Origin of the sequence: Bacteroides sp. D22, from assembly GCF_000163675.1 — a bacterium.
Classification (GTDB): Bacteria; Bacteroidota; Bacteroidia; order Bacteroidales; family Bacteroidaceae; genus Bacteroides; species Bacteroides xylanisolvens.
In genome coordinates this window covers 24,772-49,742 of record NZ_GG774825.1, presented here as the reverse complement: position 1 = coordinate 49,742, position 24,971 = coordinate 24,772, and the positions used below count along the sequence as shown (strand labels likewise).

27 protein-coding genes are annotated in these 24,971 nt (G+C 46.7%); 6 read left to right on the top strand and 21 right to left on the bottom strand.

Annotation, left to right across the window (positions count from 1 at the left end):
• Positions 1–5 precede the first annotated feature (5 nt).
• Together HMPREF0106_RS02710 and HMPREF0106_RS02715 are read left to right on the top strand one after the other, a co-directional pair.
• On the top strand, positions 6–761 hold the full coding sequence (locus tag HMPREF0106_RS02710) for a ParA family protein (RefSeq protein WP_009041028.1): 756 nt from the start codon (positions 6–8) through the stop codon (positions 759–761).
• A gap of 6 nt (positions 762–767) precedes the next feature.
• Positions 768–1,022 (top strand): hypothetical protein, encoded by a 255-nt coding sequence (locus HMPREF0106_RS02715; RefSeq protein WP_004310159.1) that lies wholly within the window; start codon positions 768–770, stop codon positions 1,020–1,022.
• Between the two features lie 70 nt (positions 1,023–1,092).
• Here the strand turns inward: HMPREF0106_RS02715 and HMPREF0106_RS02720 are convergent, their stop codons facing one another.
• Together HMPREF0106_RS02720 and HMPREF0106_RS27560 are read right to left on the bottom strand one after the other, a co-directional pair.
• On the bottom strand, positions 1,093–2,412 hold the full coding sequence (locus HMPREF0106_RS02720) for an ATP-binding protein (protein WP_005777343.1): 1,320 nt from the start codon (positions 2,410–2,412) through the stop codon (positions 1,093–1,095).
• A gap of 269 nt (positions 2,413–2,681) precedes the next feature.
• Positions 2,682–2,918 carry a hypothetical protein gene (locus tag HMPREF0106_RS27560; RefSeq protein ID WP_005777345.1) on the bottom strand — a complete coding sequence of 79 codons (237 nt, stop codon included), beginning with the start codon at positions 2,916–2,918 and terminating at the stop codon, positions 2,682–2,684.
• A 48-nt stretch (positions 2,919–2,966) separates the two neighbouring features.
• Between HMPREF0106_RS27560 and HMPREF0106_RS02725 the strand changes: the two genes are divergently transcribed.
• The 4 genes from HMPREF0106_RS02725 to HMPREF0106_RS02745 all read left to right on the top strand — a co-directional run bounded on the left by HMPREF0106_RS02725 (position 2,967) and on the right by HMPREF0106_RS02745 (position 6,177).
• On the top strand, positions 2,967–4,706 hold the full coding sequence (locus HMPREF0106_RS02725) for a ParB/RepB/Spo0J family partition protein (protein ID WP_009293454.1): 1,740 nt from the start codon (positions 2,967–2,969) through the stop codon (positions 4,704–4,706).
• A 508-nt stretch (positions 4,707–5,214) separates the two neighbouring features.
• Complete coding sequence (locus HMPREF0106_RS02735; protein ID WP_004322070.1) at positions 5,215–5,490, top strand: hypothetical protein; 276 nt, start codon at positions 5,215–5,217, stop codon at positions 5,488–5,490.
• A gap of 15 nt (positions 5,491–5,505) precedes the next feature.
• Positions 5,506–5,778 carry a hypothetical protein gene (locus HMPREF0106_RS02740; protein ID WP_004310164.1) on the top strand — a complete coding sequence of 91 codons (273 nt, stop codon included), beginning with the start codon at positions 5,506–5,508 and terminating at the stop codon, positions 5,776–5,778.
• A 33-nt stretch (positions 5,779–5,811) separates the two neighbouring features.
• A complete protein-coding gene (locus HMPREF0106_RS02745; protein ID WP_009041025.1) occupies positions 5,812–6,177 on the top strand; it encodes a hypothetical protein in 366 nt (121 codons plus the stop codon).
• A gap of 109 nt (positions 6,178–6,286) precedes the next feature.
• Here the strand turns inward: HMPREF0106_RS02745 and HMPREF0106_RS02750 are convergent, their stop codons facing one another.
• The 19 genes from HMPREF0106_RS02750 to HMPREF0106_RS02840 form a co-directional block, all read right to left on the bottom strand.
• Complete coding sequence (locus tag HMPREF0106_RS02750) at positions 6,287–8,473, bottom strand: type IV secretory system conjugative DNA transfer family protein (protein ID WP_004310166.1); 2,187 nt, start codon at positions 8,471–8,473, stop codon at positions 6,287–6,289.
• Between the two features lie 3 nt (positions 8,474–8,476).
• A complete protein-coding gene (locus HMPREF0106_RS02755) occupies positions 8,477–9,214 on the bottom strand; it encodes a DNA-directed RNA polymerase subunit alpha C-terminal domain-containing protein (protein ID WP_009041024.1) in 738 nt (245 codons plus the stop codon).
• Positions 9,215–9,227: 13 nt separating this feature from the next.
• Complete coding sequence (locus HMPREF0106_RS02760) at positions 9,228–9,884, bottom strand: DUF1566 domain-containing protein (RefSeq protein WP_004310168.1); 657 nt, start codon at positions 9,882–9,884, stop codon at positions 9,228–9,230.
• A gap of 21 nt (positions 9,885–9,905) precedes the next feature.
• Positions 9,906–10,418, bottom strand: a complete 513-nt coding sequence (locus HMPREF0106_RS02765) for a hypothetical protein (protein ID WP_009041023.1) — start codon at positions 10,416–10,418, stop codon at positions 9,906–9,908.
• Complete coding sequence (traN, locus tag HMPREF0106_RS02770) at positions 10,415–11,260, bottom strand: conjugative transposon protein TraN (RefSeq protein ID WP_007218152.1); 846 nt, start codon at positions 11,258–11,260, stop codon at positions 10,415–10,417. The genes HMPREF0106_RS02765 and traN overlap by 4 nt, the downstream gene beginning before the upstream one ends.
• Positions 11,261–11,272: 12 nt before the next feature.
• Entirely contained in the window at positions 11,273–11,872 is a 600-nt protein-coding gene (locus HMPREF0106_RS02775; RefSeq protein ID WP_004322068.1) for a hypothetical protein, read from the bottom strand.
• 49 nt (positions 11,873–11,921) lie between these two features.
• The gene (locus tag HMPREF0106_RS02780; RefSeq protein ID WP_004322067.1) at positions 11,922–12,257 is read right to left on the bottom strand and encodes a hypothetical protein; all 336 of its coding nucleotides are present in this window, start codon (positions 12,255–12,257) and stop codon (positions 11,922–11,924) included.
• Positions 12,258–12,269: 12 nt separating this feature from the next.
• Entirely contained in the window at positions 12,270–13,415 is a 1,146-nt protein-coding gene (gene traM / locus HMPREF0106_RS02785) for a conjugative transposon protein TraM (RefSeq protein ID WP_004310172.1), read from the bottom strand.
• A gap of 10 nt (positions 13,416–13,425) precedes the next feature.
• Positions 13,426–13,908, bottom strand: coding sequence for a DNA N-6-adenine-methyltransferase (locus HMPREF0106_RS02790; RefSeq protein ID WP_009017608.1), 483 nt, complete (start codon positions 13,906–13,908; stop codon positions 13,426–13,428).
• Between the two features lie 14 nt (positions 13,909–13,922).
• Positions 13,923–14,294: a hypothetical protein gene (locus HMPREF0106_RS02795; RefSeq protein ID WP_009041022.1), complete on the bottom strand. Its 372-nt coding sequence runs from the start codon at positions 14,292–14,294 to the stop codon at positions 13,923–13,925.
• Positions 14,295–14,306: 12 nt separating this feature from the next.
• Positions 14,307–14,921, bottom strand: coding sequence for a conjugative transposon protein TraK (traK, locus tag HMPREF0106_RS02800; protein ID WP_004310175.1), 615 nt, complete (start codon positions 14,919–14,921; stop codon positions 14,307–14,309).
• Between the two features lie 6 nt (positions 14,922–14,927).
• Positions 14,928–15,317: a hypothetical protein gene (locus tag HMPREF0106_RS02805; RefSeq protein WP_004310176.1), complete on the bottom strand. Its 390-nt coding sequence runs from the start codon at positions 15,315–15,317 to the stop codon at positions 14,928–14,930.
• 29 nt (positions 15,318–15,346) lie between these two features.
• On the bottom strand, positions 15,347–16,480 hold the full coding sequence (locus HMPREF0106_RS02810) for a hypothetical protein (protein ID WP_009041021.1): 1,134 nt from the start codon (positions 16,478–16,480) through the stop codon (positions 15,347–15,349).
• Between the two features lie 14 nt (positions 16,481–16,494).
• Entirely contained in the window at positions 16,495–17,265 is a 771-nt protein-coding gene (locus HMPREF0106_RS02815; RefSeq protein WP_009041020.1) for a DUF5045 domain-containing protein, read from the bottom strand.
• 68 nt (positions 17,266–17,333) lie between these two features.
• On the bottom strand, positions 17,334–18,104 hold the full coding sequence (locus tag HMPREF0106_RS02820; protein ID WP_009041019.1) for a DNA-methyltransferase: 771 nt from the start codon (positions 18,102–18,104) through the stop codon (positions 17,334–17,336).
• A gap of 210 nt (positions 18,105–18,314) precedes the next feature.
• Positions 18,315–19,040 carry a hypothetical protein gene (locus HMPREF0106_RS02825; protein ID WP_004322064.1) on the bottom strand — a complete coding sequence of 242 codons (726 nt, stop codon included), beginning with the start codon at positions 19,038–19,040 and terminating at the stop codon, positions 18,315–18,317.
• The gene (locus HMPREF0106_RS02830; protein WP_009041018.1) at positions 19,037–21,568 is read right to left on the bottom strand and encodes a hypothetical protein; all 2,532 of its coding nucleotides are present in this window, start codon (positions 21,566–21,568) and stop codon (positions 19,037–19,039) included. The genes HMPREF0106_RS02825 and HMPREF0106_RS02830 overlap by 4 nt, the downstream gene beginning before the upstream one ends.
• 4 nt (positions 21,569–21,572) lie before the next feature.
• On the bottom strand, positions 21,573–22,211 hold the full coding sequence (locus tag HMPREF0106_RS02835; protein WP_004322062.1) for a hypothetical protein: 639 nt from the start codon (positions 22,209–22,211) through the stop codon (positions 21,573–21,575).
• Positions 22,211–24,922, bottom strand: coding sequence for a helicase HerA domain-containing protein (locus HMPREF0106_RS02840; RefSeq protein ID WP_009041017.1), 2,712 nt, complete (start codon positions 24,920–24,922; stop codon positions 22,211–22,213). The genes HMPREF0106_RS02835 and HMPREF0106_RS02840 overlap by 1 nt, the downstream gene beginning before the upstream one ends.
• Positions 24,923–24,971: the final 49 nt, after the last annotated feature.

Below are 24,971 nucleotides of genomic sequence, written 5' to 3'. Positions count from 1 at the left end.
AAATTATGACAAAAATTATAGCTGTTTTGAATCATAAGGGTGGGGTTGGCAAGACAACTACCACCATCAATCTTGCCGCTGCTTTGCGACAGAAGAAAAAGCGTGTACTGGCTATCGACATGGACGGGCAAGCAAATCTTACAGAATCGTGTGGTCTCTCCATTGAGGAAGAACAAACGGTGTATGGGGCAATGAGAGGTGAATATCCCTTACCGGTTATCGAACTGGAGAACGGACTTGCTGTTGTGCCGTCCTGTCTCGACCTGTCGGCGGCAGAATCCGAACTGATAAACGAGCCGGGACGTGAGTTGATACTGAAAGGTCTGATTACGAAGTTGCTTGACAGTCGGAAGTTTGACTACATCCTGATTGATTGTCCACCTTCACTGGGCTTGCTGACACTCAATGCCCTTACCACAGCGGACTTTCTGATTATTCCGGTGCAGGCACAATTCCTCGCCATGCGCGGAATGGCGAAGATTACAAGCGTAATTGAGATTGTCAAGGAACGCCTGAACCCGAACCTGAGTATTGGTGGCATTGTTATTACCCAATTTGACAAGCGCAAGACACTCAACAAGAGCGTAGCTGAAATTATCAATGACTCTTTCTGTGACAAAGTGTTCAAAACGCTTGTACGGGACAATGTGGCACTGGCCGAAGCTCCTATAAAGGGAAAGAACGTCTTTGAGTACAATAAGAACTGCAATGGAGCCAAAGATTATATGGCTTTAGCACAAGAGGTTTTGAAATTAAAATAAGACAATATGGGCAAGAGTGATTTATTGAAAGACAGTATGAAAAGCGGACTGGACGGATTGCTGTCATCCACGAAGAAATCTCCGCAAAAGAAGGAAGCCACACCACTTAAAACTGAAAAAGAGCCTGCGGTACATTGCAATTTCGTTATCGACAAGAGTGTTCATACGCGTATGAAATTCCTTGCTATTGAGAAGAATATGTCATTGAGAGACATTGTAAATGAGGCGATGAAGGAGTATTTGGAAAAAAACGGTAAGTGAGGGTATGTTCCTCGCTTACCGTTCTTTTAAATCTGTGACTTCTGTTAGTACGTTATGCCGATATGTATTGCTACATATCAGTCATTGACAACCCTTTGTATGACAGGGAATAACCTTTGAACTCTCCCGTTGCACGCATGAAAGCGGCTGCTTTCGCTTCCAGTTTTTCCATGTCGATATTTTCGGCCTTGCGTTTGACTTCGAAAAATGTCGCCGTATCGTCCAGTTCGTTTTCAGCTACTATGTCTATTTCGTTCTCACCCTTGCGGTCCCACCAGCCTCCGATACGCGTATAGACTTGCCGTTCTATCAGTACACGCTTAAAGTAACGTTCAAGCATCAGACCGCTGAAAGTTTCATAATCCCGACCTATAATCATCTTCACACTTCCATAGTTCTCTATCTCCAGCATATAGCTGTACTTGTAGATGAAGCGGAACCAGAACGTGAAAAAATTATCCTCGATGACATACCGGACATTCTTGGCGGAACTCTTCTCGAACAGCGGTTGCTTCTTCGATATGATTTCGTATTCTTTTTCCAGCTTGGTAAGATAACCGCCGATTTCCTTGCCTACCACGTTTTCAATTTCCGAACGGGATGTTTTTCCTCGTGCAATGGCCGATAGTATGGAGAAATAGATTCCGTAATCCTTGCCGAACTCTTCGATAAGAATCGCTTTACCCTCGCCCAAAAATATGGAGTCGGCCTTTATAATCTGGTCGAGCATAGTCGTTTTGGTTGTTGCTCCTGCATCCACGAGTAGTTGTACATACTTCGCCACACCGCCCGTGAAAGCGTACAATGCCAGCAGATCTTCCGCCGTGTAGCCGGGGTTGTATTCCGAAAGAATATCTTTCAGAACAGTTGGGGTAAACGGACGCACAGTCATAAAGCGCGACTGCCGGTTATACAACGGCTCTTTCTTATCCTTGAATATCTTTGTCATCATGGAATAAATCGAACCACAGACAATCAGGTTAATACGGGACTTCGGGCTGTATAGATCCCAGATGCGCTGCATATCGCTGAACACCGATTTGTTCACACGGAAAAACTCCTGGAACTCGTCGATAAAGAGTGTGATGGGACGTTCTGCCGAAAGTTTCATCAGGTACTCGAACACATCGGTAAAGTGTTCGGCCCGCCCCATGGTTGGGACTCCCAACTTGTTCTCTATTTCAAGCCGGTAGTCCTCACACAAATCGCCTTCGGCTTTCCGGGCAACAAAGAAATAGAGAATCGGTTCGTCTTCGTATGCCTTCCACACGAGTGATGTCTTACCGATACGGCGACGTCCCGTTACCACTGTAAACTGAGCATTGTTTTTGGCCATTTCGCGAATCTTGCGAAGAGAGGCTATTTCTTCTGTCCTGTCAAAAAATCTCATATCCTTATCCTTTTTTATTGCTGTTTCCGAAACGGCTGTTTCCGAAACGGCTGTTTCGTTACTGCAAAAATAATGCAAATTTCTGGTAAAACAGGCAATTGATACAGATTTATTTAGCGAAATGGCTCAAAGGATTTTTATCTGGTAAGTTCCATTCCTGTTTTACACCGTCTGGTCTTACGTCCTTCCGCTTGTCCCGTTGTATCGTTAATCATCCCTTTATAGTTCCATCCGTTTTACCATCCGCCTTTCAGCGTATTCTTCCTTTTCTATATTCTTTTAATGCCACTCATCCGGTCCATTCCTGCCATCACCGGTTGGTTTTCCAGACGCAAAGGTGGACTGCCGCGCTTGATTCCGTCGCTTTGAAGTGCATTTCCTATAAAATTCTTCCTTTCTGCGAAAGAGTAATTTTCCGGAAAAAGCGTCGGAAATCGCTTATTCGTCAGTCCTTGTAAAGCATCTGTAAATCCCAAGCGGTTCAGGCAGAAAAGAGAACCGAACAAAGGGAAAATAAAAAATTAAATATTAAAACCAATTAAATTTTTATGATTATGGAAGCAACAGCAATTCAATCAGTAGAGAAAAACATCACAATGGTAGCATTGGCAAACGTGCAGCCGAGCAATTACAACCCACGTAAGAATTTTGACGAAGCGAGCCTTGCAGAACTTTCCGAGAGTATTCGTCAGCAGGGTGTGTTACAGCCTATTGGAGTACGCCCGATAGAAAACAACCGCTTTGAGATTGTTTTTGGAGAACGTCGATATCGTGCCTCCCTCATGGCAGGATTGGAAGACATTCCGGCTGTCGTTATGGAAATTTCAGACGAAGTTGCCGAAGAAATGGCGGTAACTGAAAACCTCCAGCGCAAGGATGTTACCCCGATAGAGGAAGCAAATGCCTACCAAAAGCTCATTGATAGTGGTCGCCACGATGTGCAGTCTTTGGCGGTGCAGTTCGGTAAAAACGAAAGCTATATCCGCACACGGCTTAAATTCGTTTCCTTAATGCCCGAAATCGCACAGCTTTTGGAACAGGACGAAATCACAATCAGCGTAGCGAGCGAAATTTGCCGTTATGGGGAAGATATTCAGAAAGAGGTGTACAACAAGCATCTTAAAGAGGGGGTGCAGTACAATAGTTGGCGAGGAATGAAAGCCTCTGATGTTGCACGGAACATCGAACGGCAATATACCACCGACTTGGAGCGATACGCATTTGACAAGACCCTCTGTCTGTCGTGTCCTCACAATACAAATAATATGATGTTATTTTGCGAGGGCGGTTGCGGAAATTGCGCCAATCGTACTTGCCTTGCTGAAATGAATGCGGCATACCTCACGGAGAAAGCCGTGCGCCTTATGGAAGAACGCCCTGAGGTATCCCTCTGCTATGAAAGTTTCAACAGCAATGAAGCCGTAGTAGAACGTCTTACCGCCATGGGTTACGAAGTGGAAAGCCTTAACTATTATGCAAAGGCATATCCCGAACAGCCCGAAGCACCCCGAAAAGATGAGTACGACACCACCGAAGAATACGAACAGGCACAGAGCGAGTTCGAACAGGATTTGAACGATTACACGGAAGAATGCGAAGAAATCCGTACCCGAAGTGAAGCAGGTGAAATCATCCTTTATTTCCGTATTGAGAGCAAGGACATCGTACTCTGTTATGTTCCGAAAGTTACCTGTACTACCAATGACACAAAACAGGAGCAGACGCTTTCACCGGTAGAGAAGTTGGAAAAGCAAGACAAACGCAACAAGGAAATTGCCCTTGAAAAGACTGTAGAGGACACAAAAAAACAGATTTTGGAGGTTGATATGTCCGATTGCAAGTTTGGGCAAGACGAGGACAAGATGATTTATTTCTTCTTGCTATCATCCCTCCGCAAAGAGCATTTCGAAGCGGTAGGTATCGAGGAAAAAAAGCCTTATTCCTACCTTACAGATGAAGAAAAGATAAACATCATTGCCAACCTCACGAGCAAGCAGAAAGCGATTATTCGCAGGGATTTTCTAATTGCTAATTTCAAGAACGCATACGGCAACAATGCCATTGCATCCCTCTTGCTTGACTTCGCACAAAAACATATGCCCGACCTGTTGGCAGACATCAAGAACGGACATAATGAAGTGTATGAGAAGCGTCACCAACGTATCGAAGAGAAAAAAGCCGTTCTTTTGGTGCAGGAACAAGCAAAGCAGGAAGCGGAGCAATCTGACAAACAGCAATCCGAAGTAGGGATGCAGACCGAAGAACAGCCACAAGAGGAAGATATTGCAGCTTAACCATAATCAGTAACCAACGAATAGAGGGTGGAGTAATCTGTCCTCTATTCGTTCCTAATTTGTAATTAGATTAAGGTGAAGATGTTCACGGACAACTGCTCCAAACCGTTGTCGGGCGGCGTGTCTGCCGGGCAAACCCGCCATCCGCGCGATTATGCCTTTTCTATCCCATTTATAGCTACCTCCCGATACCCCACCGCCACCCGTCTCCATTTATACCTATCAGTTTCCTCCTTTTTATCTTTTCCATCTTATTCCTTCTCCGGTCCCTTCCTGTCCTCGCCGGTTGGTTTTCCAGACGCGAAGGTGGACTGCCGCGCTTGATTCCATCGCTTTGAAGTGCATTTTTATAAAATTCTTCCTTTCTGTGAAAGAGTAATTTTCCAAAAAAAGCGTTGGAAATAGCTTGTTCGTCAGTCCTGTAAAGCATCTGTAAATCCCAAGCGGTTCAGACAGAATATAGAACCGAACAGAGGGAAGAAAAATAAATCATTAAAATTTCATGACAATGGACAACATCAAAGAAAGCAAAGAGTACAAACTTGCCAAAGAATGGGAAATGGCAGTGAATAGTTTTAGTTTCAATCCCAAGCGTTTTGCAGCCGCTATACCTGATATGCACCCCACACTGCAACAGAGCCTCTATAGGTTGTTTAAGGAGTGCATCATTGTGATGGCGGATGAGACACGTCGCTATGATGACCGCAATCGTGCATCACATGAAGAAGCAAAGTGTCTTATGGAATACCTCAAGACAAATGGAAAGCATATCCCATTAAAATAATAAAATAACAAGCGTATGAAAACACAAGAAGTACAATTTGGTGGCAATAACTATCCTTGCCGTGTGGTGGAATCCAACGAGGGTGAAGAACTCCTTATCGGCTCGATTACCTTGCTCGATGCCCTTCAGCCCGGTAGTTTCAACGATGAAAACGAAGGCTTCGCAAGCAAGGAAGCCGAAAGAATCTATGACGAGGTTTTCTTCTTTACCGACATGGCAAACCTACGACTGACAGACGTAGAATTGGTTGCCGAACTGAAAAAGGACAACCCGGAATGGTTCGAATAAAAAAACAATAATCATCTTAAAAATAGCATAGTTATGGAAAAAGAGTATGTAATACAAATAGCACAGACCATTCAAGAGCAGTTGATAGGACTTACCCCTATGTCCGTCCTCATGTCATGGGGTATCGCAGAGTTTGCAGCCACCATCTTCAAAGGCCTGCCTGCACTTCGTATCAAAGTAAACGGACTGTTACACACCGGATACGTCATTATTGCACTTAATGGGTCGGACTATTATGAGGTATATCTGTTGAAAGGCAAAGATGCAGAGTGTGTCAATGAAGAAGTTTGTTACAACGAGTTAGGGGATGTCATTGACAGGGCAATTGAATGCGGTACTGACAAAGAGGAATACGAAAAAAAATGCCATCAGCAACTCACCCAATTATTAAGCAGGTAGCTCTCCTGATAAACCAGAAGAAGAGATTAGTTAGTAGTAAACCGCCAGTACGATTGTACTGACGGTTTTTGTTGTTTTTATTTACATTATATGTCAGACAGCCGGATTTTTATTTCGCGTTGCGCTTATTCTGAACGTCTTTTATCATCTCTTTCACATCTTGCCCCACTTGTACGAAGTTTTTATATAGGATGCGCTCCCGTTCCTCTCTCGACTTGAAAGTGTAGAACTTCGGCAGCGGCACATACGCCGCTTCTTCTTTCTTGATTTCTGCCATATCAAAATCTGTTTTGCAGAAGAACTTTGTAGTCTTGAACTCTTCCGATTCTTGAATATTCATTGAACCGCCCATACCTGTTTTCGTCTTCACAAAGTCCCGTGCCGTCTGACCGCATATCCATCCGGTTGCCATATCCGAGATTTTCGAGGCAGGCACAAGGTTATCCATATTCTCATTGAGATTGATACTTGTTTTGTCCCGGTCAATAGTCACGCCTTTTTTGACCTGGACCACCTTGCCGAAGATGTCATTGGACAACCATTCCAGCGTTTCTTTGGCACGTGCCGAGCCGCTTACCACATTACCTACCGTCGTAATGATCTTTTGCATACCTACCTTACCATAATCGGCTTCCAGTTGCGGTAGTTCCTGAAAGCCGAGCGTTACACTCACCTTATTGCTTCGCGCCGTACCTATCAGGCGGTCTATTTTGTGAAAGTAAAGTGTCGGTAACTCGTCCACTATAATACTCACAGGAATATTTTTCCCCTGCCCGGTATTCACACGGGTAACGAGACGGTTTAGGATAAGAGCGTTCAATGCACCGATGATGGATTCCATTTCCGGGTCATTTGCAATCAGCAGGTAACTCGGATTCTTCGGGTCACTCACCTTCAGGTCGAAGTCATCGCCATCCCGGTGGAATATCCAGTAGCTCTCTTTGGTTGCCAGACGCGAGGTATAAACACGTAACGTGCCAATCATACCCTCCAATTGTTCCATTGCCTTATTTTTGAAGGCTGTCTGGAATGGGCCAAGCAGCGGAGCAACCTCATTGTCAGTTTCCAGTACCTCGAAAATCGTCTGATAACTTTCATTCAAGAATGACAGAATATGTGGCATGTCCGAATACTTTCCCAGCCAATAGGCAGGTTCCACGATATTGCCGCCTTCACGGTCGCGCACGATACCTGTCGGTTTCCAGAATTTGGTCTGCGGATCTTGCTGTCTTTCCGCATATAGAGGCTTGCCGTTGGCATCGTAGGGTTCACGTTCATAATTCACGAAAAAGTAGATACAAGCGGCAAGGAAGTTTACCGCCGAGGTTTGGAAGAACTGGTCGCTTCCGCCGCCTCCCTCTTTCTTACCCTTTTGTAGGCTTTCCAATAATGTTTCCGCCGTTTCGCTGGCCGCCGCAAGATTGTTGATGTACTTTGCCTGAATTGGATTCACCCGACGGCTGTACTCCACATCCACAAAATTAATCATGTTGAACTTGCACCCTTGGGGTACTCTGCCCAGTTTCTCGTTCTTCTTGTAATGGTAGTAGAGCTTGGTCGCCAATGTAGGAAACTTGTAGTCATACACCACCATGGCGAAACCTTTGGCCGAATGCTGTCGGATAAACGGCTCTATGATACTGAAAGTCTTACCCGATCCCGGTGTTCCAACTACCCATGTTCCTCGAAAGCAGTTGCTTACAGAAATCCACCCCTTACGGAATTTACCCTTATAGTAGTATCGCATGGGGATATTTACGCTGTATTCATTCTCGACTTTTTCTTCACATTGTTCAAAACTTTCATTCTCGAAGTTGAAACGGTCTTTCATCAGTCCCTCCTTGATGAACTTTGAAATGTTGTCTAATGCGATATGTACCAGTACTACGCCAGCAATGGAGGCAATCATATAGAGAATGATATTCAGAGGTAAGGTATAAAGCCTTGTTTCCATCGTATGGCCGAACAGCCATACGGAGAGTACGAGCAGCAATAACCCACTCGTCAATGGATACACCACCTGCCGGCGTGCGTTGAACTCCAGATGCTTCTTGTTCCGCGTTCCGACACAAGTGATGCAGATAAGCAGTACCGTTGCGATTTTGCTGTACACAAGATTGCCGTCGTGGTAAATCATCCATTGTTTGATGCGTCCGTGAATGTCGGTCAGTATGCCGCCCCAGTGGTCAAGCATTGCAGGGTCAATGGCATATTCAAAGAACTCCAGCAGCACGGACACATATACCACTGTGCGGAATATTTTATAGAACCCTTGCAATTCTTTACTTTCTTCCATAAGTCAGTCTGTTATTAGTCCTTGTTTTCTACGATACCAATGATTACCTACTCTGATTACATCCATACCGAACCATGCACCATTCTCGTTCAGTTTTGTTTTTATCTTATCAAGTGTTACCGGACCGATACCCCAGATTTCCATGAGATATTGCTCGTTAAGATGAATCAGGTCTCCGATATATAATATTCCATGAGATTCAAGATGGCTTTTGATGGATGGGGTAATACCCAAACTGAATACCGGTTCCGAGAGATAGTGTACTTCTTCTGCTTGAATGTTATTCAGGGCTATTTCAAGCCCCACTTTGATTCTTTTGAGAGAATCAAGGCGTTCTTGCATCTTTTGGATGACAAGCTCGTCTTGCTGTATCTCATTGCGTAATTGGGTTGCTCTCTTTACAAGTTCGGCATTACTTCTTTTCAACTCTCCGTTAATATCCGCCATTGACAGATTACTTGTTTCAAGCTCGTTTCGTGTGCGGTCTAATTGCGTGACAAGTTCCTCCAGTCTGTCGGCATGACGCTTCAAGATTGAATTTTTTTCATTATCGGCAGTCATTTCGTCCAAAAGGTAGCCGAACCTTTTAATTTGAAAATTAATATCTTCTTTATCCAATGCTATGGAATCTGCGAGTTTTGCCAGTATTTGTCGGCATGAATTACCTTTCATGGACTTATACATGAGGACAATTCCCAATATCATCAATGCTATGCTGAAAAATATATCCGTATCTTTCATATCTTTCTATCTTTTATTCGTTTATGGTAATTATAGGGCGTACTTTGTGCGCCTGTACTTTAGGTGTTTCCTGCATTGCGCCGCTCCCCATGGAATAGAGCCATGCCTTGGCTGTCTGTTGCTTTTCGACTTCTGTGGATGTCCAGTACCAACAGTCGTTTTCATCCAGTGGTAACGGCTCACCGCCACATTGTTCGATGACAGGGTTGATTATCTTTCGCATGGTGTAGAGCAGCCGCATCTCTGCCACGGACGGTACATAGGCACTCTGCCCGTACCGCCATAGGTCGAAAACCGCTTCTGCCATTGGCGAAGCGGTTTCTTGTGTATCATACAGTGCGAATGTATTCTCATTGCCATCATAAGCCATGATGTCAGCCGATGTGCCTTGTGCGATGCCGAGGCTGTCGGCGAATGCCTGTGGAGCAATGTCCCACAGGTAAACTGCATAACCGTCCCCCTCCGTATCTCCGCGTTTTTCGGTATCGAAGACAACCGCTATCGCTTTTTTCCCCGATTGTTCATATTGTGCGTAAGGCAAAGCTGTTCCATCCTCGCAGAGGATATGTCCTGGACGAACTGCTGTATCGGGTACGTCTATATGCGTGTCACAGGCAGCGCAAAGCACGGCAGCCGTTGCCGCTGCCACCAAATGTATCTTTCGTATCATATTGCTTTCTTTTTTGTTTCCCTATTTTATAGGTAGTTTCACACCCAGCACGACACCTGCTCGCAGCACGTCCGCACCTTTTATCATCACATCGCTTTTCACTTGCCAATACAGTGTCCATCCGGCCCGTAGCACATAGTTGTGTTCGTAACCGAAGTGCAGGCCACCGAGGAACTTATTCATGTCGCTTCCGGCTGAAGCTCCGATACGCAGACTGCCATAGTGGTTGCGTCCCCGCGTCATGCACGGCTTGTAGGCCACGCCAAAACCGTAGCTGCGGTAGTTTCGCCAAAATGATTCCGAGCAGATATGCCCGCACGAAGCGCACTCTGCCCATTGTAGATAGCCGTTGACGAAGAACTCCCACGTATGGCGATAGTTCATTTCGTGTTCGTAGGCGAGCGTTATATCCATGCCGTTCTTGTAGAGTAGCCCTGTGCCAAGCGAGAGGCGTCCGCTACCTTGTTGTGCATTTGCACTTGCAGCGATACACACGCAGGTAATTATCACGATGATTGTCTTTTTCATAGTCATTCCTCCTCCAATAAATCTGCATGGAACGAATCTGCCGCCAGTATATCCTCATAGTCGATGTTCAGACTGATGTTACGGCCACTAATCTGTTTCTCCGTCATTTCGATGGTCAGTAGCTTGTCATTGGGAAAGGTCATCTTTTTCACGACAATCACATTCCGATAGCCGTGTCTGAATGTCTTGCCCGATTCCAGAACCAGAGCAGGTGTCAGTTCGATAGTCTGTGCGTTGGTTGCCTTGGCGAGTTTCTTGTCTGTCAGCTTTATCCGTATCTCATCAATGTCAAAACGGATGTTCGTCTTGTTCTCGATGGAAAAGTCTATGAAGAAGTAGTCACCCACCGAGTAGATATTGTTCAGACGCATCACCATGCGGTGTGCTTTGGTAGCTACGTTGCGGATTTTTGCAGGTGAGTTCCAGATGCGCCGTGCATGATGTGTCATGTCGGCAGTGGACATTGAGACTGCCGGATTGTTGTACGCATTACGCTCTTGTAGCAATATCTCCTTATCCGTTACTGCCTCTTTCATCCTTGTGGTATAAATCAGTGCGTATTGTGTGCGGTATCGTTCCGTCACAATGGTGACGATGGCGAGTATTTCACCATCCTCGTGTCCGCTTTCCTTGGGCTTTAGGCGAATGATGTTGTCAATGGGCTGATCGCCTGCCACCTTGTCAGTGGAAATATCCACGAAACGCACCGGTTCCGATGCCGTGATGACAGTTGTTATCTGTTCGTTCACCGTCAGTTGTTCCATTTCTTCGTAGGTAGTTTGTGCGTTAGCTTTCGGTAAAATGGAAATACCTGATAGAAGCATAATGCCAAATAAATTCCTTTTCATTGAAATACAGAGTTATAATTGAAAATTCATGATTGCTTTATTCTCTTGCGGATTGATATTTGCCTTATCTGGGATGTCATCCTGCATACAACTTGGAGATTTGTCCGTAACATCTATCTGTTCGAATATGATTTGTTTCGGAAGTATTTTATGGCAGAAATAGCTGCTGTTGAACGGTACGTTTTTCCCTTTTCCGAACTGAATACGTTTATCGAACATGAGTAATTCCAGATCAGTATTCTGGAAAAGTCGGCAGGGTGCTACGTTATTCAGCCAATAGTTGGACATCAGCAAGGCGAATGGTTTTCCGAGTTTCAGACAGCGTTCGAAGACTTCCACCTTCCGGCTGAAAGGAGGATTGGATACGAGTATATCCCATTGGGACGGTTCATAGTTGAAAAAATCCTGTCCGTTATAGATATGGGAATACACGACATGGAAACCGGCATCCTTGAATTTCTGCACAAACTCACTGTGCTTCGTATCGAAAGGACACCAGACTATCTTGCCTTCGGGTATATATTTGATAATGGGTAATACACCATATCCCGGTGTATATTTTTCATCTGTCGGATTCCCGTATAATTTTTTTAAGTAGTTTGAAGATTTCATAGGCACATGATTAAAAATATTTATATTGATTTCTTTTCCCTATTTCGCTTCATTTCTTTATCTGCCTGGCACGCGCCCAAGTACAACGTCCCGTCCGGGTCATTTGGATTTCACATTGCCAAAGAGTGCCCTTCTCCACTGTTTTGAAATTAACATTCCCGTATCTTGGTCCGTAAAAACCGGTATGTTTTTGAAAAGCGAATAAGGCAATCCTCCGTCTGTCTTCTGTTCGGAAGTTGCATATTAGGGCAAACTGCCCTCTGTGATGCCACCATTCGGTACTCACAAGTTTTCCGATAAATGTTTCGGCTTTATTTGGGGCTATATAGTCCGCATAATAAAGCCCATCCGTACCTTTGTGATATTCTGATAAATCTGTTTCCATGTCATCATCGTTTTAATTCCTTTTTTCCTGTCCGTTCACTAAATACACGAAAGTTCCGTATTTCAACTTGACTTTGTTTTTCTTGATAGCTTTGCTAATGGCATTGCTTGTTTTCTGGTAGGCATTGTTCACCGCCTGCATCCCCCATTGTGCAAGGCTGTTTCCTGTTGTACTTCCCATACTCATGTTCATATTGCCCGACATTGCCCCGCTTGCTACATCCTTGCTCGTTTCCCGGAATTGGCTGTTGGGCACATACAGCCCCTCCATGCCATCTGTATCATAGAGTGAGAGACTCACTTTCACCAATTCGTCATTCACGAGGATGCTGCTGATATTACCTTTCACGCGCCCGGATGAGAATCCGCTTACCGTAGCGTACAGGTATGTTCCCCTTGCTATCACACACTCGCCAATCTCCACATCGTCAAGCAGGCGCAACCTCACGCGCGAGCCGTCCACCGCTTTGATGTTCTCGTCAATGATGGCTTGGATGAGTTTCGGTTCACGGACATTCTTCGACAGTGTGTTAAAGTAGTCCGAGGTTGTCTTCACCTTGCGTACCACCTCGCTGGGCGGTTCGTCCGCTGATGGCGTTTTCACAGCCCGGCTCTCTTCGTTGATGGTTCCGGAGGCTGCTGCTCCTTGTGGTGGAGCAATGTTGGCCGTGTCCGTTTCTGCCGGGGGGACAGTCGCGTTTTGCCCTCTCAGTCTCGCCTCTGCGAGTGCTTTTTCCAGTTCGGCAAGTGCTTCCTGTTCTCGTGTCTTGGCAGAGGCAATTTCCGCTGCCGCAGCTTTTTCCTGTTGTTCTTCCGTGAGCAGGTCGATGTCGTCCTGCGTGTATTTCGATTCATACTCTTCCTTGTTTTTATCGGGTTCTTCCCGGTCTATGTTATCTACAGCGGAGTAGTCCTGTATCTTACCCCATGATTTTGCCATATTCTCGTATTTGCTGCCTATGCCATCGTCCTTGATCTGTGCCCCCGGCAATTCGGGGTTCAGGAACTCCGTCGTCTGCAACGCCTTGTCTTGTATTTCTATCGTTTCTGTCTGAAACAGGTCGAAGATGAAATAAGACGTGCCGAGCAGGGGGAAATAAAGGATGGCGGGAAGCATATATTTCGGCTGGCGAAAATTGATTTTCTCCAATATCTTCATTATACATCTTTTAATTGAGTTGTACATATTTGCCTTCAATGGCACAATTTCTCAGTATCTCTGCGTTGTCTTCTCCGAAAGCTAATAGGATGCTACCGCGACTGGGAGAGTCACCTCGTGCTCCGTCTGGTCGGTAGAATCGGATGCGGTGGCGTAGGAATTTCATTCCCGTCGCTTTGGGGAAGATGACGTCCTGAAACATTTTGGAATCGCAACGGTTGAATAATAATGCAATGCCGTTGCCATGTTCTGCCAATTTCCGGACGAATAGCTCGATAAGAGGACGCGAATAGGGAGGATTGAGCCACACACGCCCTTCCCATATCTGGGACAACCCATCTATGTTCTGGTCATACATGACCTCGGCAGTCGGCCACAACGGACGGATGGGAGCGCAAGGGTCAAGGTCGAATTTGCCCAATGCGTCCAGTATCTCCTTTGGCGTGTACCATTCGTCTGACGAACGGACTGATTTTTCAAGCCGTGTATTCATAAGTACTCTTTTTACTATGGTTTGTCCCCTCTGTTTTTATGTTCCCTTATTTCGACTTCCTGCAACAGCTTGTGCCGTTCCCGAAGCACAGAATCCTGCATTTCCGTCGCCGTGCGACTTGCCGGAGTGTGTCTGTACACAGTTACCAAGCGGTAGGCGTTCCATACGAAAGCTCCGATGACGAATGTAAAGACGATGACCAGAAACAGCGTCCGGTGTGCGTTGGCAAAGCCCTGCACCTTGGCTGCCGCTTGGTCGATGCGTGTCGCCTTGGCGAATTTATGCCCGGCCTGCACCTCTCGCTCGTAGCGTTCCTTGTACTGCGGGTCATCTTTGTCCGGCATCTTCTCGCCGAACAACATCCGTTTGAATCCTTTGATATTCATATCTTTGGTGATTTAATAGTTACTCTTTGTTTTTTGCTCGATATCTTTGTTCAGCAATGTGCGCCAGTTTACTATGAGCAGTCCATGCGGATTGTTGTCCGTTCTCGGCACACGTTTAAGTTGCCCTGCCGTAACCAGTTCGCGCATCAGGATATTACTCCGACGTTCGATTCGCTGCCGACCATAGTAGGTGAACTCCATATTCTTTTTATCAAAGGAGATACTGTCACAGAAAATCGAGAACACCGCGCTCGTACCCAATATATTGGAGTAAAATCCCTTTTCCTTGAGGGTATTGTACTGTGCCAGTCCCGTCTCATCGACCAGGTACATCGCTTTTTCCATCGTATAGCGGATGTATTTGTCGTCCGGTGCGAGAGTAAAAAAGTAATGGTGGAACATTTCTACGTGGCTCTTGGCCTCCACGTCCAGTGTTTCGTCCATCGTCGTGCGGGTTACGAGTATAGGTACATTTCCGTCCAGCACATACACCTTTTTCTGCGCGTCCGTCACCATTGTCCGAGCAGTCCAGATACTTGATACGCTGATGATGATACACCCTGCAAGAAAAGCAGTGCAGATGATGCCCACCAGTCGGATTTTATTCTCCAAATGTTTGATGACCATATACCTTTATTTTTTCTTGTTAGACAATCGTGTGTATTCGTCATGTAACATTGTCATGACTGTATCATGCAACTCCGTCAGAAATTTTTCGAACTTCCCGTCAAAAAGCTGTGTGTAATCTTCCCGCATGATTACATGCACGAATATCCACCAGACACGGCGGTTTCGATTCTTGGCATTTTTCTGCAATTTGACCAGTTGCAGACGATAGGTAAGGTAAGTCATCATAGGGACAATATATCGGTTGTCCCATGTAATGGCTTCGTCCAGTTCTTCATATTCCGGATCAATTCGGTGGTTAGGTGCATAAACGAGCTCTTCGCTTATGCGTTCATTTGCATAGTGCACGAAACGCTCGTTCCTGCACCATTTCTCAATTTTCTGTTGTACATTCATCTTTTGGATATTTAATATTAGGTTTATCATTATCTCATCATCGAGCCGATACCGCCCGTAGCCGTCATTTTGGCCTGCTGCGCCACACCTTCTCCAAAGTTCCGTGTAGAGAAGGCCGTGTCGCCTTCAGGTATCATCCATGCTGCCAAGTCCGGCACGAGGTTTAGGCATTTCAGTGCCACGATACTTGCCGCCATCAAGTAGCCGGCGGAGAAGAAGCTGTTTTGCAAGTAGGCCGCCATTGTCTGTTCGCTTGCTGTGATTGCCGTCAGGTTTTCTACCTGTATGCACAGTACAATGTCGAATAACAGTAGCACATAGAAGCCGACGAAGTAGAGCATTGCACCATAGAAATGTACTGTCAGATACCTTATAAGCCACTTCGCCCATGCACCTTCCCATTTGGACAACAGCGAGAACGCCCATTGTATAGGTCCGAATATTGTTAACATGCCCAGTAGGATTTGCTGGCAATAGATGGTAGCCCACCATCCGATACGATACACAATCAGAGCGATAAGCATGATGATTTTGTCGATACCTACGATGACTCCTGCCGTCAGTGAGGTAAACCACAGTTCGGCTGCGTCTTTCTCCATCTTCGTCACTTCGTCCACTCCGGTTTGTTCCATGGTCGCTTCTACCAGATTCGGGTCGGAGGTACCCGTGTGAGCGACATCTGCCTGTGCTTGCAAGCTTTGGTACATCGTGTCACGTACATGGATAAGTTGCTGCACTTCCTCGAATTTGTCCGCTATTTGGGTGGCTTCTGCCTCGTACAGGTCATGCGTGTACGAGCCGATGCAGTTCGGGATGTAAGACAGGAAGTCAAGGAAACACCAACTGCTCCCACTGCCAGCCATACCCGTGTCTGCTGGCGGATACCACCAACAGAGGATGATTGAAACAGCCAAAGGACGGAACAGCTTCAGCACATCCAGTGGCTCATGTTTCACCATCATCTTGTACGCCATTCCCGCTGCCATCACAATAGCGAACAGGGCAGCCAGTGCCATGCACATTTGTAGTATCCACCAGAACGGTCCCTGCGAGCCGGTAAAAGTCGCATCAGTCAGGAACTCGTTCGTTTGAAAAATCACATCGTCAATTTCTTCTTCAAGGATATTAATACCGAAATCCGAGAGTATATTTCCGTCTGCCATACGTTTTTGTTTTTTCAGTTCCCTTTGTTTACTGTTTCATCTCCGTTGCCGCTGCCGCCCGTGTTATTGCCTGATTGCGGGCCGCGCACGGCAAAGCGCGATTCGTGCCATCGGTTCACCGCATCGCGGACAATACTCTCCTTATCCAGAGTACGGTCAGCGGTAGCGTTCAGTAGCGTACTTGTTATCGTAGTATTCTGCCGTTTGGCAAGGTAGCCGACAAGGATTTCGTTCTGTCGAGTTATATCCTCGTAGATGCGCAGATACTCTTTCTTCCGCTGTGCGTTGGGCATATAGGCATCTTTCGTTGCATCAATGGCGCACTGGTAGATATGGTAATATTCCGTCCATCTGTCTTTATCCTCCGATGTCCCCCCGACAGGCAAGATGCGGTCTATGTTTCGTTTGAGCCGTACCATCTGTCCGTTGACCTTATCGCCTTCAGCGACCCATGCGATGTCCGCTTGACGGTCAGCCACGTTCAAGGCTTCTATCTTTGCCCGGCTCACCAATGCCGAGTCGATGGCTTCAGCTTCGTCCGTTTGGTTGTATAGGTTGACGCCCGCCAGTGTGCGGAACGACAGTTTGTTCTTGACTGCTGCCGACTTTTTATACTTGTTGTGCAGTATGGAATAGTAGAGGTCGGGCGAGAGTGCTCCCGTACCGGTTTCCATTACTGTTACTTGGTTTTGTTTCGGCGAATCGTGGTTATAGGTCACGGATTGTGCCTTTGCCGCCGTGGTTGCAATTATTGTAACCGTCACGAGTAAGAGTATTCTGTCCATATTTACTTTCGGTTATTTGTTATTAATCTTTCAATACTCAATGTGCTTCAATCAGTTAATCACCAGGATTATTCCACATTTCTTTTTATATTATATTCATTTCTAATCCTTTCCTCTCCCCGCAAGAAGTGCATATCATCCTTTTCAATACAAATACATTTTCTATTCGTATGAATACAGGCGATTGCAGTGCTCATGCTTCCAGAGGCAAAATCAAGGACTGTGTCACCCTCTTTCGTGTATGTTTTTATCAGATATTTCAACAATGCGACTGGTTTTTGATTAACATGAATCGTTTTGCCCTCTGATTCCGCAGTTTTAAAATATTTCACACTTCGTGGGTATCTCGTTCCTTTGTTTTCATTTCTGAATGTAGGATTTGGTACCTTGTTTACTCCTGTCCAGTTACTTCCTCTCTTTGTACGATTCTCATAAGGCTCACCTTCCTCCATGATTGGATAATAAGGAGTTCTGCCGTTACAAAAGATACTGATTAGCTCATGCGCTTTTAGAGGTTGCTTTTTAGCAAGAAGGAAATTGCTTGCTTTTGACTTTTCCCATACCCAGTCATATTTAAATTCGGCTAAATTGCCACAGCGTAAAAGGCTGCTGAACGGTTCGCTGCCAAATAAAGCCGTAGGCGCATTATCCTTTCTCACTCTTCTAATCTCCTCCCACATTTTCGAGAATGGTATTATCTTATCCCATTGCGAGGCTGTAATTCCGAAAGGTGGGTCGCATAGAACTAAATCAATACTTGATTCTGAGAGAAGAGGCATTACTTCAAGGCAATCGGCTTTATATAGCGTAATGTCTTTTTCAAAAACGATCTTTTTCATTACATCTTTTATTAATCCAAATGTCCATTTGCCTCTTGGTTATAGGCCAGATAGACTTGTTTGTACTTAAAGTTTCTTTCTCTGTTTGTACTTCTCCGAACATTCAGGACGAAACGCTTTTCCCGCGTTTTAAGATATTCCTTATCAATTTCGGTGTATAGAAGTCATAATCATCATTATGGCATTATTTACCTCCTTCCTCTTTTACCGTCAATAATCCAGTCGTCCCGCATTGCGCCATCGTCCGAAAGCACCGTCAATAATTTCCCGTTTGGTACGTTCCCGGTAAATCTTCGATTTCCAGTAGCCGATACGTACCTGTATGTATCTCCATGTCTCGATGTATGCCCGGTTCAAGTGTTGCTCAATGCTGTCCAGCGACTTGTTCACGGACTCCAGTACCATCAGCAGGTCGCTGGTCGAGCAGGCCGCTGCGCCCGTGGCATACAGCACGAGGTCGCTCACCGACTTATAGAGGTGTTCTCCCTCGTTGGCGATGTCCCGTATTGCTTTTTCATTGATAGTCAGAATCAATGCGTCTGACGGCTCGATGTTCCCATGTTTTAGGATTTTCTCATGGAAAGCCTCCAGCATGGTCTTATAGTCACCGATACGGTCACTTACCGAGCTGTAGGTATCCTTCACGTTCAGCACCGTCCGCAGGGACTGGTACATCACGTCGATGACATCAAAGGCACGGGTATAGCGGTCAAGGTCGATATTTACTTCCTTGTATTTGCCCGTCTCCTCACGGCTGTACTCGTGCAGCAGTTGGTTGCTGTATTCCAGCGTGCTTCGGGCCAGCAACAGGCTGCGTTGTTTTTTGTGGTCATTTATGTACGCTTCCACCGACACGATATCGAATGTCCATTGGCCCTTGGCGACATCGGGTAGTAGCGCAAGCAACGTAATGGCTATCAGTATAGTGCGTTTCATGGCCGTACCTCCTTTCTGCCACTTCGGGATGTCCGTGCGTTTTCTACCCAGCGGTCATGGCACTCTTCCACGAGTGTCAGCCTACGACCCTCGTCCGTATCGAGTTCCGGTAGCACATCCTTCAGTACGTCGATGATGTTCCGCTTGTAGTGCATCATCTTCTCCAAGGATACGAGGTCGGCGTATATTTTCGTGATACGTGAATCCACCTCTCGTGCGATTTCGAGGCGGTCACTTGACCAAAGCAGGTGGTACACGTCGCTGTTCGGTACTTCTTCCATAGGTTCTGTACGGGCATACTCGGTAGTGATTTTACAGTTGGGATATTCCCGTGCGATTTCCGATATGCGATTATTCACGATTTTAGTCTTTTCCTCGTTCGACAGGTTCGGATCGAGTGTCAGTACATCGGCAACGTGCGTGTCTGTGTATGCCGAAGTCAATTCCCAACTGATTTGGATAATGGCACGGTGAATCTTGATACCCAGAAAGTATTTCGGCTTCCGTGCGATAGAAATAGTCGCACGGAACGTAATGATACCATTGATGTTCGGCATCGTCGCCTTACGGACGAACGTATAGCCGCTCCATGTACCTCCGTCCTGCCAAGTGAGGCTATAGGCTGTCTTGCAATCCTGCATGATAGCCGGTAGGCGGTAGTAATCATCTGTCGGCACATCGTTCTCTGCTTCCGCTTCCTGCTTCGCATCTGCGTACTCCTTCTGTTTTTGTTGCCACTCGGCAAGTTCGCTTTTCAGTTCCTCGATACGTGTCCGGTTGGAGTTATATTGTTGCCGGTAAGCTGCTGCGTCTTCCACGCTCGCCTCGGCAATTTTTTTCAGAAGGTCGGCGTTTTCCTTTTCCAAGGCACTAATCTGAGATTGAAGAACGGCGACTTGATTGTCCGCTTCCCGTATCAGTGCGTCCAGTTCTGAAAGGTCCAGTTCGTTCTCCGTTACCGAGGTCTGCATGACACACTCTTTGGAGTGGGCATCCAGTGAGCCGCCACACTTGCGACACTTGTATTGTGTCGAGCCTTGCCCCAGCGTCGCCCCGTCTGAACAGGTTACACTGATGGTCACGCTTTCGCATCCCTGCAATTTTGCGGCGTCCGTCGCCTGATAATAGTTCCGTGCATCGGATGCTATGTAATAGACATAGCCTTCCTCGTTGTCATTGAACTCCGAGAGGCGGGCATTGAGCTGCGCTTTGAACGTATTCAAATCCATCGAATAGGAATCGAAGACATCCTCATAGACCACCTCCGTCCGATTCCAACTCTGTGTCACGTGTATCTCGTAGGCGTATGCCTTCTTTGTCTGCTTGTTACCCTTACTGATGATATAGGCCTGTTGTCGGGTATTGATAGTATAGGTGTAGCCATCGTTGCTATTGTTGAGCTGTTGCACTCGGCTTCTTGACCATCCGGCATACCGTTCTGAATTGGCGAGGGCCTGCTCCCGTTGCGAAGCGTTCGGATAAAATCCCGGATCACTCGTGTTAAAGCGTGTCCATGCGCCCCCGTTCAATATGCTGTTGTCGTCTGTCGGTGGGTAGTAGTCGCATAGAGAAATGCTTCCTTGATCACGCCGTGCGATATACCACCGTTGCGTGTAATAGTTCCCGACAGCATTGTCCATATAGTCGGTCATCCACGATGTGAGGTCGTAGTTGCTGAAATTGAACAATGCGGCCACGCTATCCTGACCGCCCACCATGTTGATTAGCAGACTGCCGATGTCATGTTCCGCCTGCTCGAAGAGAGTACCGTAGTGTTCATACAGGTTGCCGATTTCATTGACTTTGCCACCCAACAGGTCATGGAACGCACTACTTTGCAGTAGAGCGTCACCGAGGTTCTCCATACCTGATGTTGCCAGCCCTACGCCCATGTTATAAAGGTTGTCAATGTCGCCCTTTAAGTTCTCAATCGTGAAATTGCTCGGCACTTTGGTAAAGTTGTCCAACATCCGTTGCCAATCGGTACCGCCCAGTTCCGCGAGGTTCAGCAAGGTGGCAATGTCGCGGTCAATTTCCAGAAAAGCGATGTCCGAAAACGACAGCGTGCTGTTTGTCACCACACTTTCGAACTGCATACACAGGCTCTTCGTATCGTCGCACACCTTCATCAGGTAGCTGCCCCAGTGGATTGCTGTTTGTGGTGAGCGCAGCATCAGCTTCGCCACCACCCATATTTTCGGCATGATTTTTTCTGCCACCATGTGGTAAATTCGACGATAGTAGTAATTTTCCGTGCTGCTGCACCAGATGCCAAGGTCGGACAGAGCCTTGTGTTCCAAAAATTTGGAAGAAAATATCCCTGCTGCCGCCACTTCTGCCGCCGTATAGTGTTTCAGAATATCATCCACCTGCTCGCGGTAGTAGCTTTCGGCTACTGCCTCCGTGCCGAATGCTGCGGCCATGGCCGCCACGGTACGAGCGTCATAGTTCACGCTGTAATATTGTGCGTGAACGTGCTGTGTCAGGGCAGGCAATAGGATAACCCAAAAGATAAACAGCCGTTTCATCGTTTCAGACCTCTTTTATGTATTCCGGTTCCTTGTGATTGAAATACCACCGTTCAGATTCGATACAATTCTCCGTGACAAGTCGGCAGAACATATCATGTATGATGGTAGTATCCTTGATGGCCCTTTTGATCCGGGCTTCTTGGGAGCCGAACCATCTCAAAAAGAAAGGCTGGTTTAGATAAGTTTCGCGCACGGTCTGATAACGTAGCCATCCCAAGTCACTTAGTCTTTTTTCACTCATCGGACTACTGTTCAGTTCCCGGAATAGTTCTTCTCGAAACCTGTTTTCATCGAAGACAGGTTTGCTGTTACATAGCCTGTCGCACATATCGTAAAACTCCTTTTCTTTGGGGTTTTCTTCATAATACCGGTTCAAATACGCTTCCAGTTCTACATCGGACATACCCAACCGAAGGGAATACTCTGCCAACAACCGTTCGATGGCGGCTACTTTGTCCGGTGTCATGTCATCCATGCGGAGCAGGTTCTCCTTGGACAGCATACAAAACTCCCGGAGGGACAAAACAGTGAGTTCCGGATTGCTGACAGAGATTTGTTCGCGCGTCAAGCTGCTTTCAAACCCCATCATATTTATCCCGTAGCCCAGTGACAGGGTGATTAAAATCCTTTTCGTTTTCATTATGATGTTATTTTAGTGGTTAAGTTCAGTACACATCCCGCTTCATTAACTTTCTGCGCAAACGGCAATGCCTTGCCGATACCGCTGGTATTCCAGTCGCGGCAATATGCCTCGATAGCCTCTTGGTGGCTGCATTGTAACTCGCGCTTGTAAAGCTTCAGAGCCTCTTTCTCCGCTCGTTCGGTCGTGTAAGTCATGTAGCACTCGCGCGGTTCTTCCACGCCATAAACACCGCTGGTCGTGCCCCGACGGATAAACACCTCGCGGAAGAAGCTGCGTCCTTCCTTGTTTTCAAGGCGGTTAATGGTGAAAATTTTCTTACAGTCCACGTCCGTTAGGCCAAGAATCGTCTTGATGGTGTCGAAACGTTCCTTGAATTTGCTCTGGTCAAGCAGCATCACCACATCCGAGTTATTGATGATGGCCTCTTTCACGATTTCGCTGCCGATGATGTCTTGTATTTCCTGTGTCACCACGCCCACACTGGCCCAGAATTTACGCGCTGTTTTGTACATAAATTTGATGTACTCCGCCATCAGCGGGCTGGCGATGGCTTTCCATGCTTCCTCGATGACAAGGACTTTGCGGTTCTTCTTGATGCGCATTTTTTGCAAGAAAACATCCATGATAATCAGCGTGACCAAAGGAAAAAGCAGCGGGTCATCTTTTATGCTGTCGATTTCGAAGACCACGAACGTCTCGTCGAACAGCGAGCTGTCCATGTTCTCGTTCAGCGTTTTTTCGTGGTTGCCGCCCAAATAGAAGTCCTTCATCATATAGCGGTATGTCGAGAGGTCGATGCCCGTGATACGGTTTTCCTCACAGATATCCGGGATGCGCTGCACGGAATATTCATAGAAAGAGTTGAATGACAGTTCCTCCACTTTCAGTTCCTTGCGTCGGCCCTCTATCTCGTCAATGATACCCTCGATGCGGACCGCGCGTTCCCGTTCGCTTTCGTGCCGCTTCTCACTGCTGTTGCGGTCATCAATAACGAGGCTCTTACGCAAGTCCTCACGCTGTTGGGGTGTGAAGCCCTCGAAACCATTGAAGTAGGCGTCGTAATATTCCGTGATGACGTGCTCTATCAGACGGTCTTCCGTCTTTGTGACCGTTCCCTGCGTACCTTTCCAGATGAGCAAGACGAGGTTTTTCAAGAATCCCGTTTTTTCTACGTTCATCTCTTCCCGATTGATGCGGAACGGATTCATCGTGATGGGCCGTTCCTCGGTATAGCTGATATACTTGCCGCCGAAATACTCGCATAGCCCCTCGTATGAGTTACCCGTATCGACCATTACCACGTCCGTCCCCTGTTCATGCAACTGGCGCACGACGGAGTTCATGTGGAAACTCTTTCCGCTGCCCGAAGGCCCCAGGCAGAAAAAATTCGAGTTGTCGGTCAGCTTGTTCTTTCCCTCTTTTCCCGTGATGTCGATAGCTACCGGAACACCTTGACGGTCAGTATAATAAATTTTTATCGGCGTTTCCTCACTATGCTGCACCCGTTCCTTGTACATCAGGCATACCGCAGCGTCGGAGAGGGTCAGAAAACGGTCATATTCCTCGTTCAGGCTGTAACAGTTGCCCGGAAACGAACTGACGAACAGTTCCAGTTGGTTGTATGCACGCTTACTGATATGTATGCCCATGCGCCCAAAAGCGTTTTCCAAGTGATTCGTGCATTTTTGAAGGTCGGTGTCGGCAGGCACGCCCACCACCATGTTGAAGTGCGTGTACACGAGCAGTTTGCTTTCACGGGCTATTACGTCCTGTACCTTCTTGATGTCCTCTACGGCCATTTGGTTACTCGGATTGGGGATGCTTGCGTGCCGGTTCTTCTTTTTGTCGAGTAATGCCAGTTCACGCTTCTGACTGGGCAGGAAAATAATTTGGTTGTACACCACCGTTTCTGCGTTCGGAATATTATCCACCACCGAGACAAGATCCACTGGCATCTCGGTATTATTCACCTCGATATTGGTATAGGGACGTATCAGCGAGGGGAGTGCAGCGCAGTCCACGTCCACGAGGCTGTACACCTTACAGCGTTTATCACCCATAGATACCGTTTCGTCGTCAGCCTTGACATTCGTCATCGAGACCATACGGTCTTTGAAGTTCATCGCAAAGTAACGGTCCACATATTCGCTTACCTCGGCTTTGTTCAGGAATTTCACTTGTACACCGCTGTCGCGTAGTAGGTCTCGAACCTTATAAATCTTCACGAGGAAATCGCGCCATTTCTTGCTATCGTAAGAGAAAAGACGGCTCTTCTTGGCTTCCTGTGTGATAGTCAGATAGCAAAGGCTGTCCGTGTACGGACGCCCATTAAAATAACGGAAGTACGATGCTGAGAGAAATTCTTGATTATGCTCCGGCTCGTTCGCGAACTGTTTTCTCACGAAGATGTCCTGTTTGTGTAAGGCATATCCTTCGCCCAGTGTTTGTGCAAGGGCAGAGAATAGATGCGTGAAATCGTAATAGCTGTCAATGTCTGCCGAATACTTCTGTACTGGATTTTCGATTTTCAAGACGGCGGAATATTCACCCGTCTTGGTGTACAGCACACCCACACCATCTGTATCTTCCACAGAGAAATAGATATTCTGAAAGATGTGCTTGCGCTTGCCACCCGTACCGAACGTATAGACTGACAAGGCCATACCCGTACATAGGGCGATGAAAAATAAAATGATATATAGGGTCATTCCGATATTCGTTCATTAAATAGGGGCAGGTCTGCCTCGGCTGGAGGCG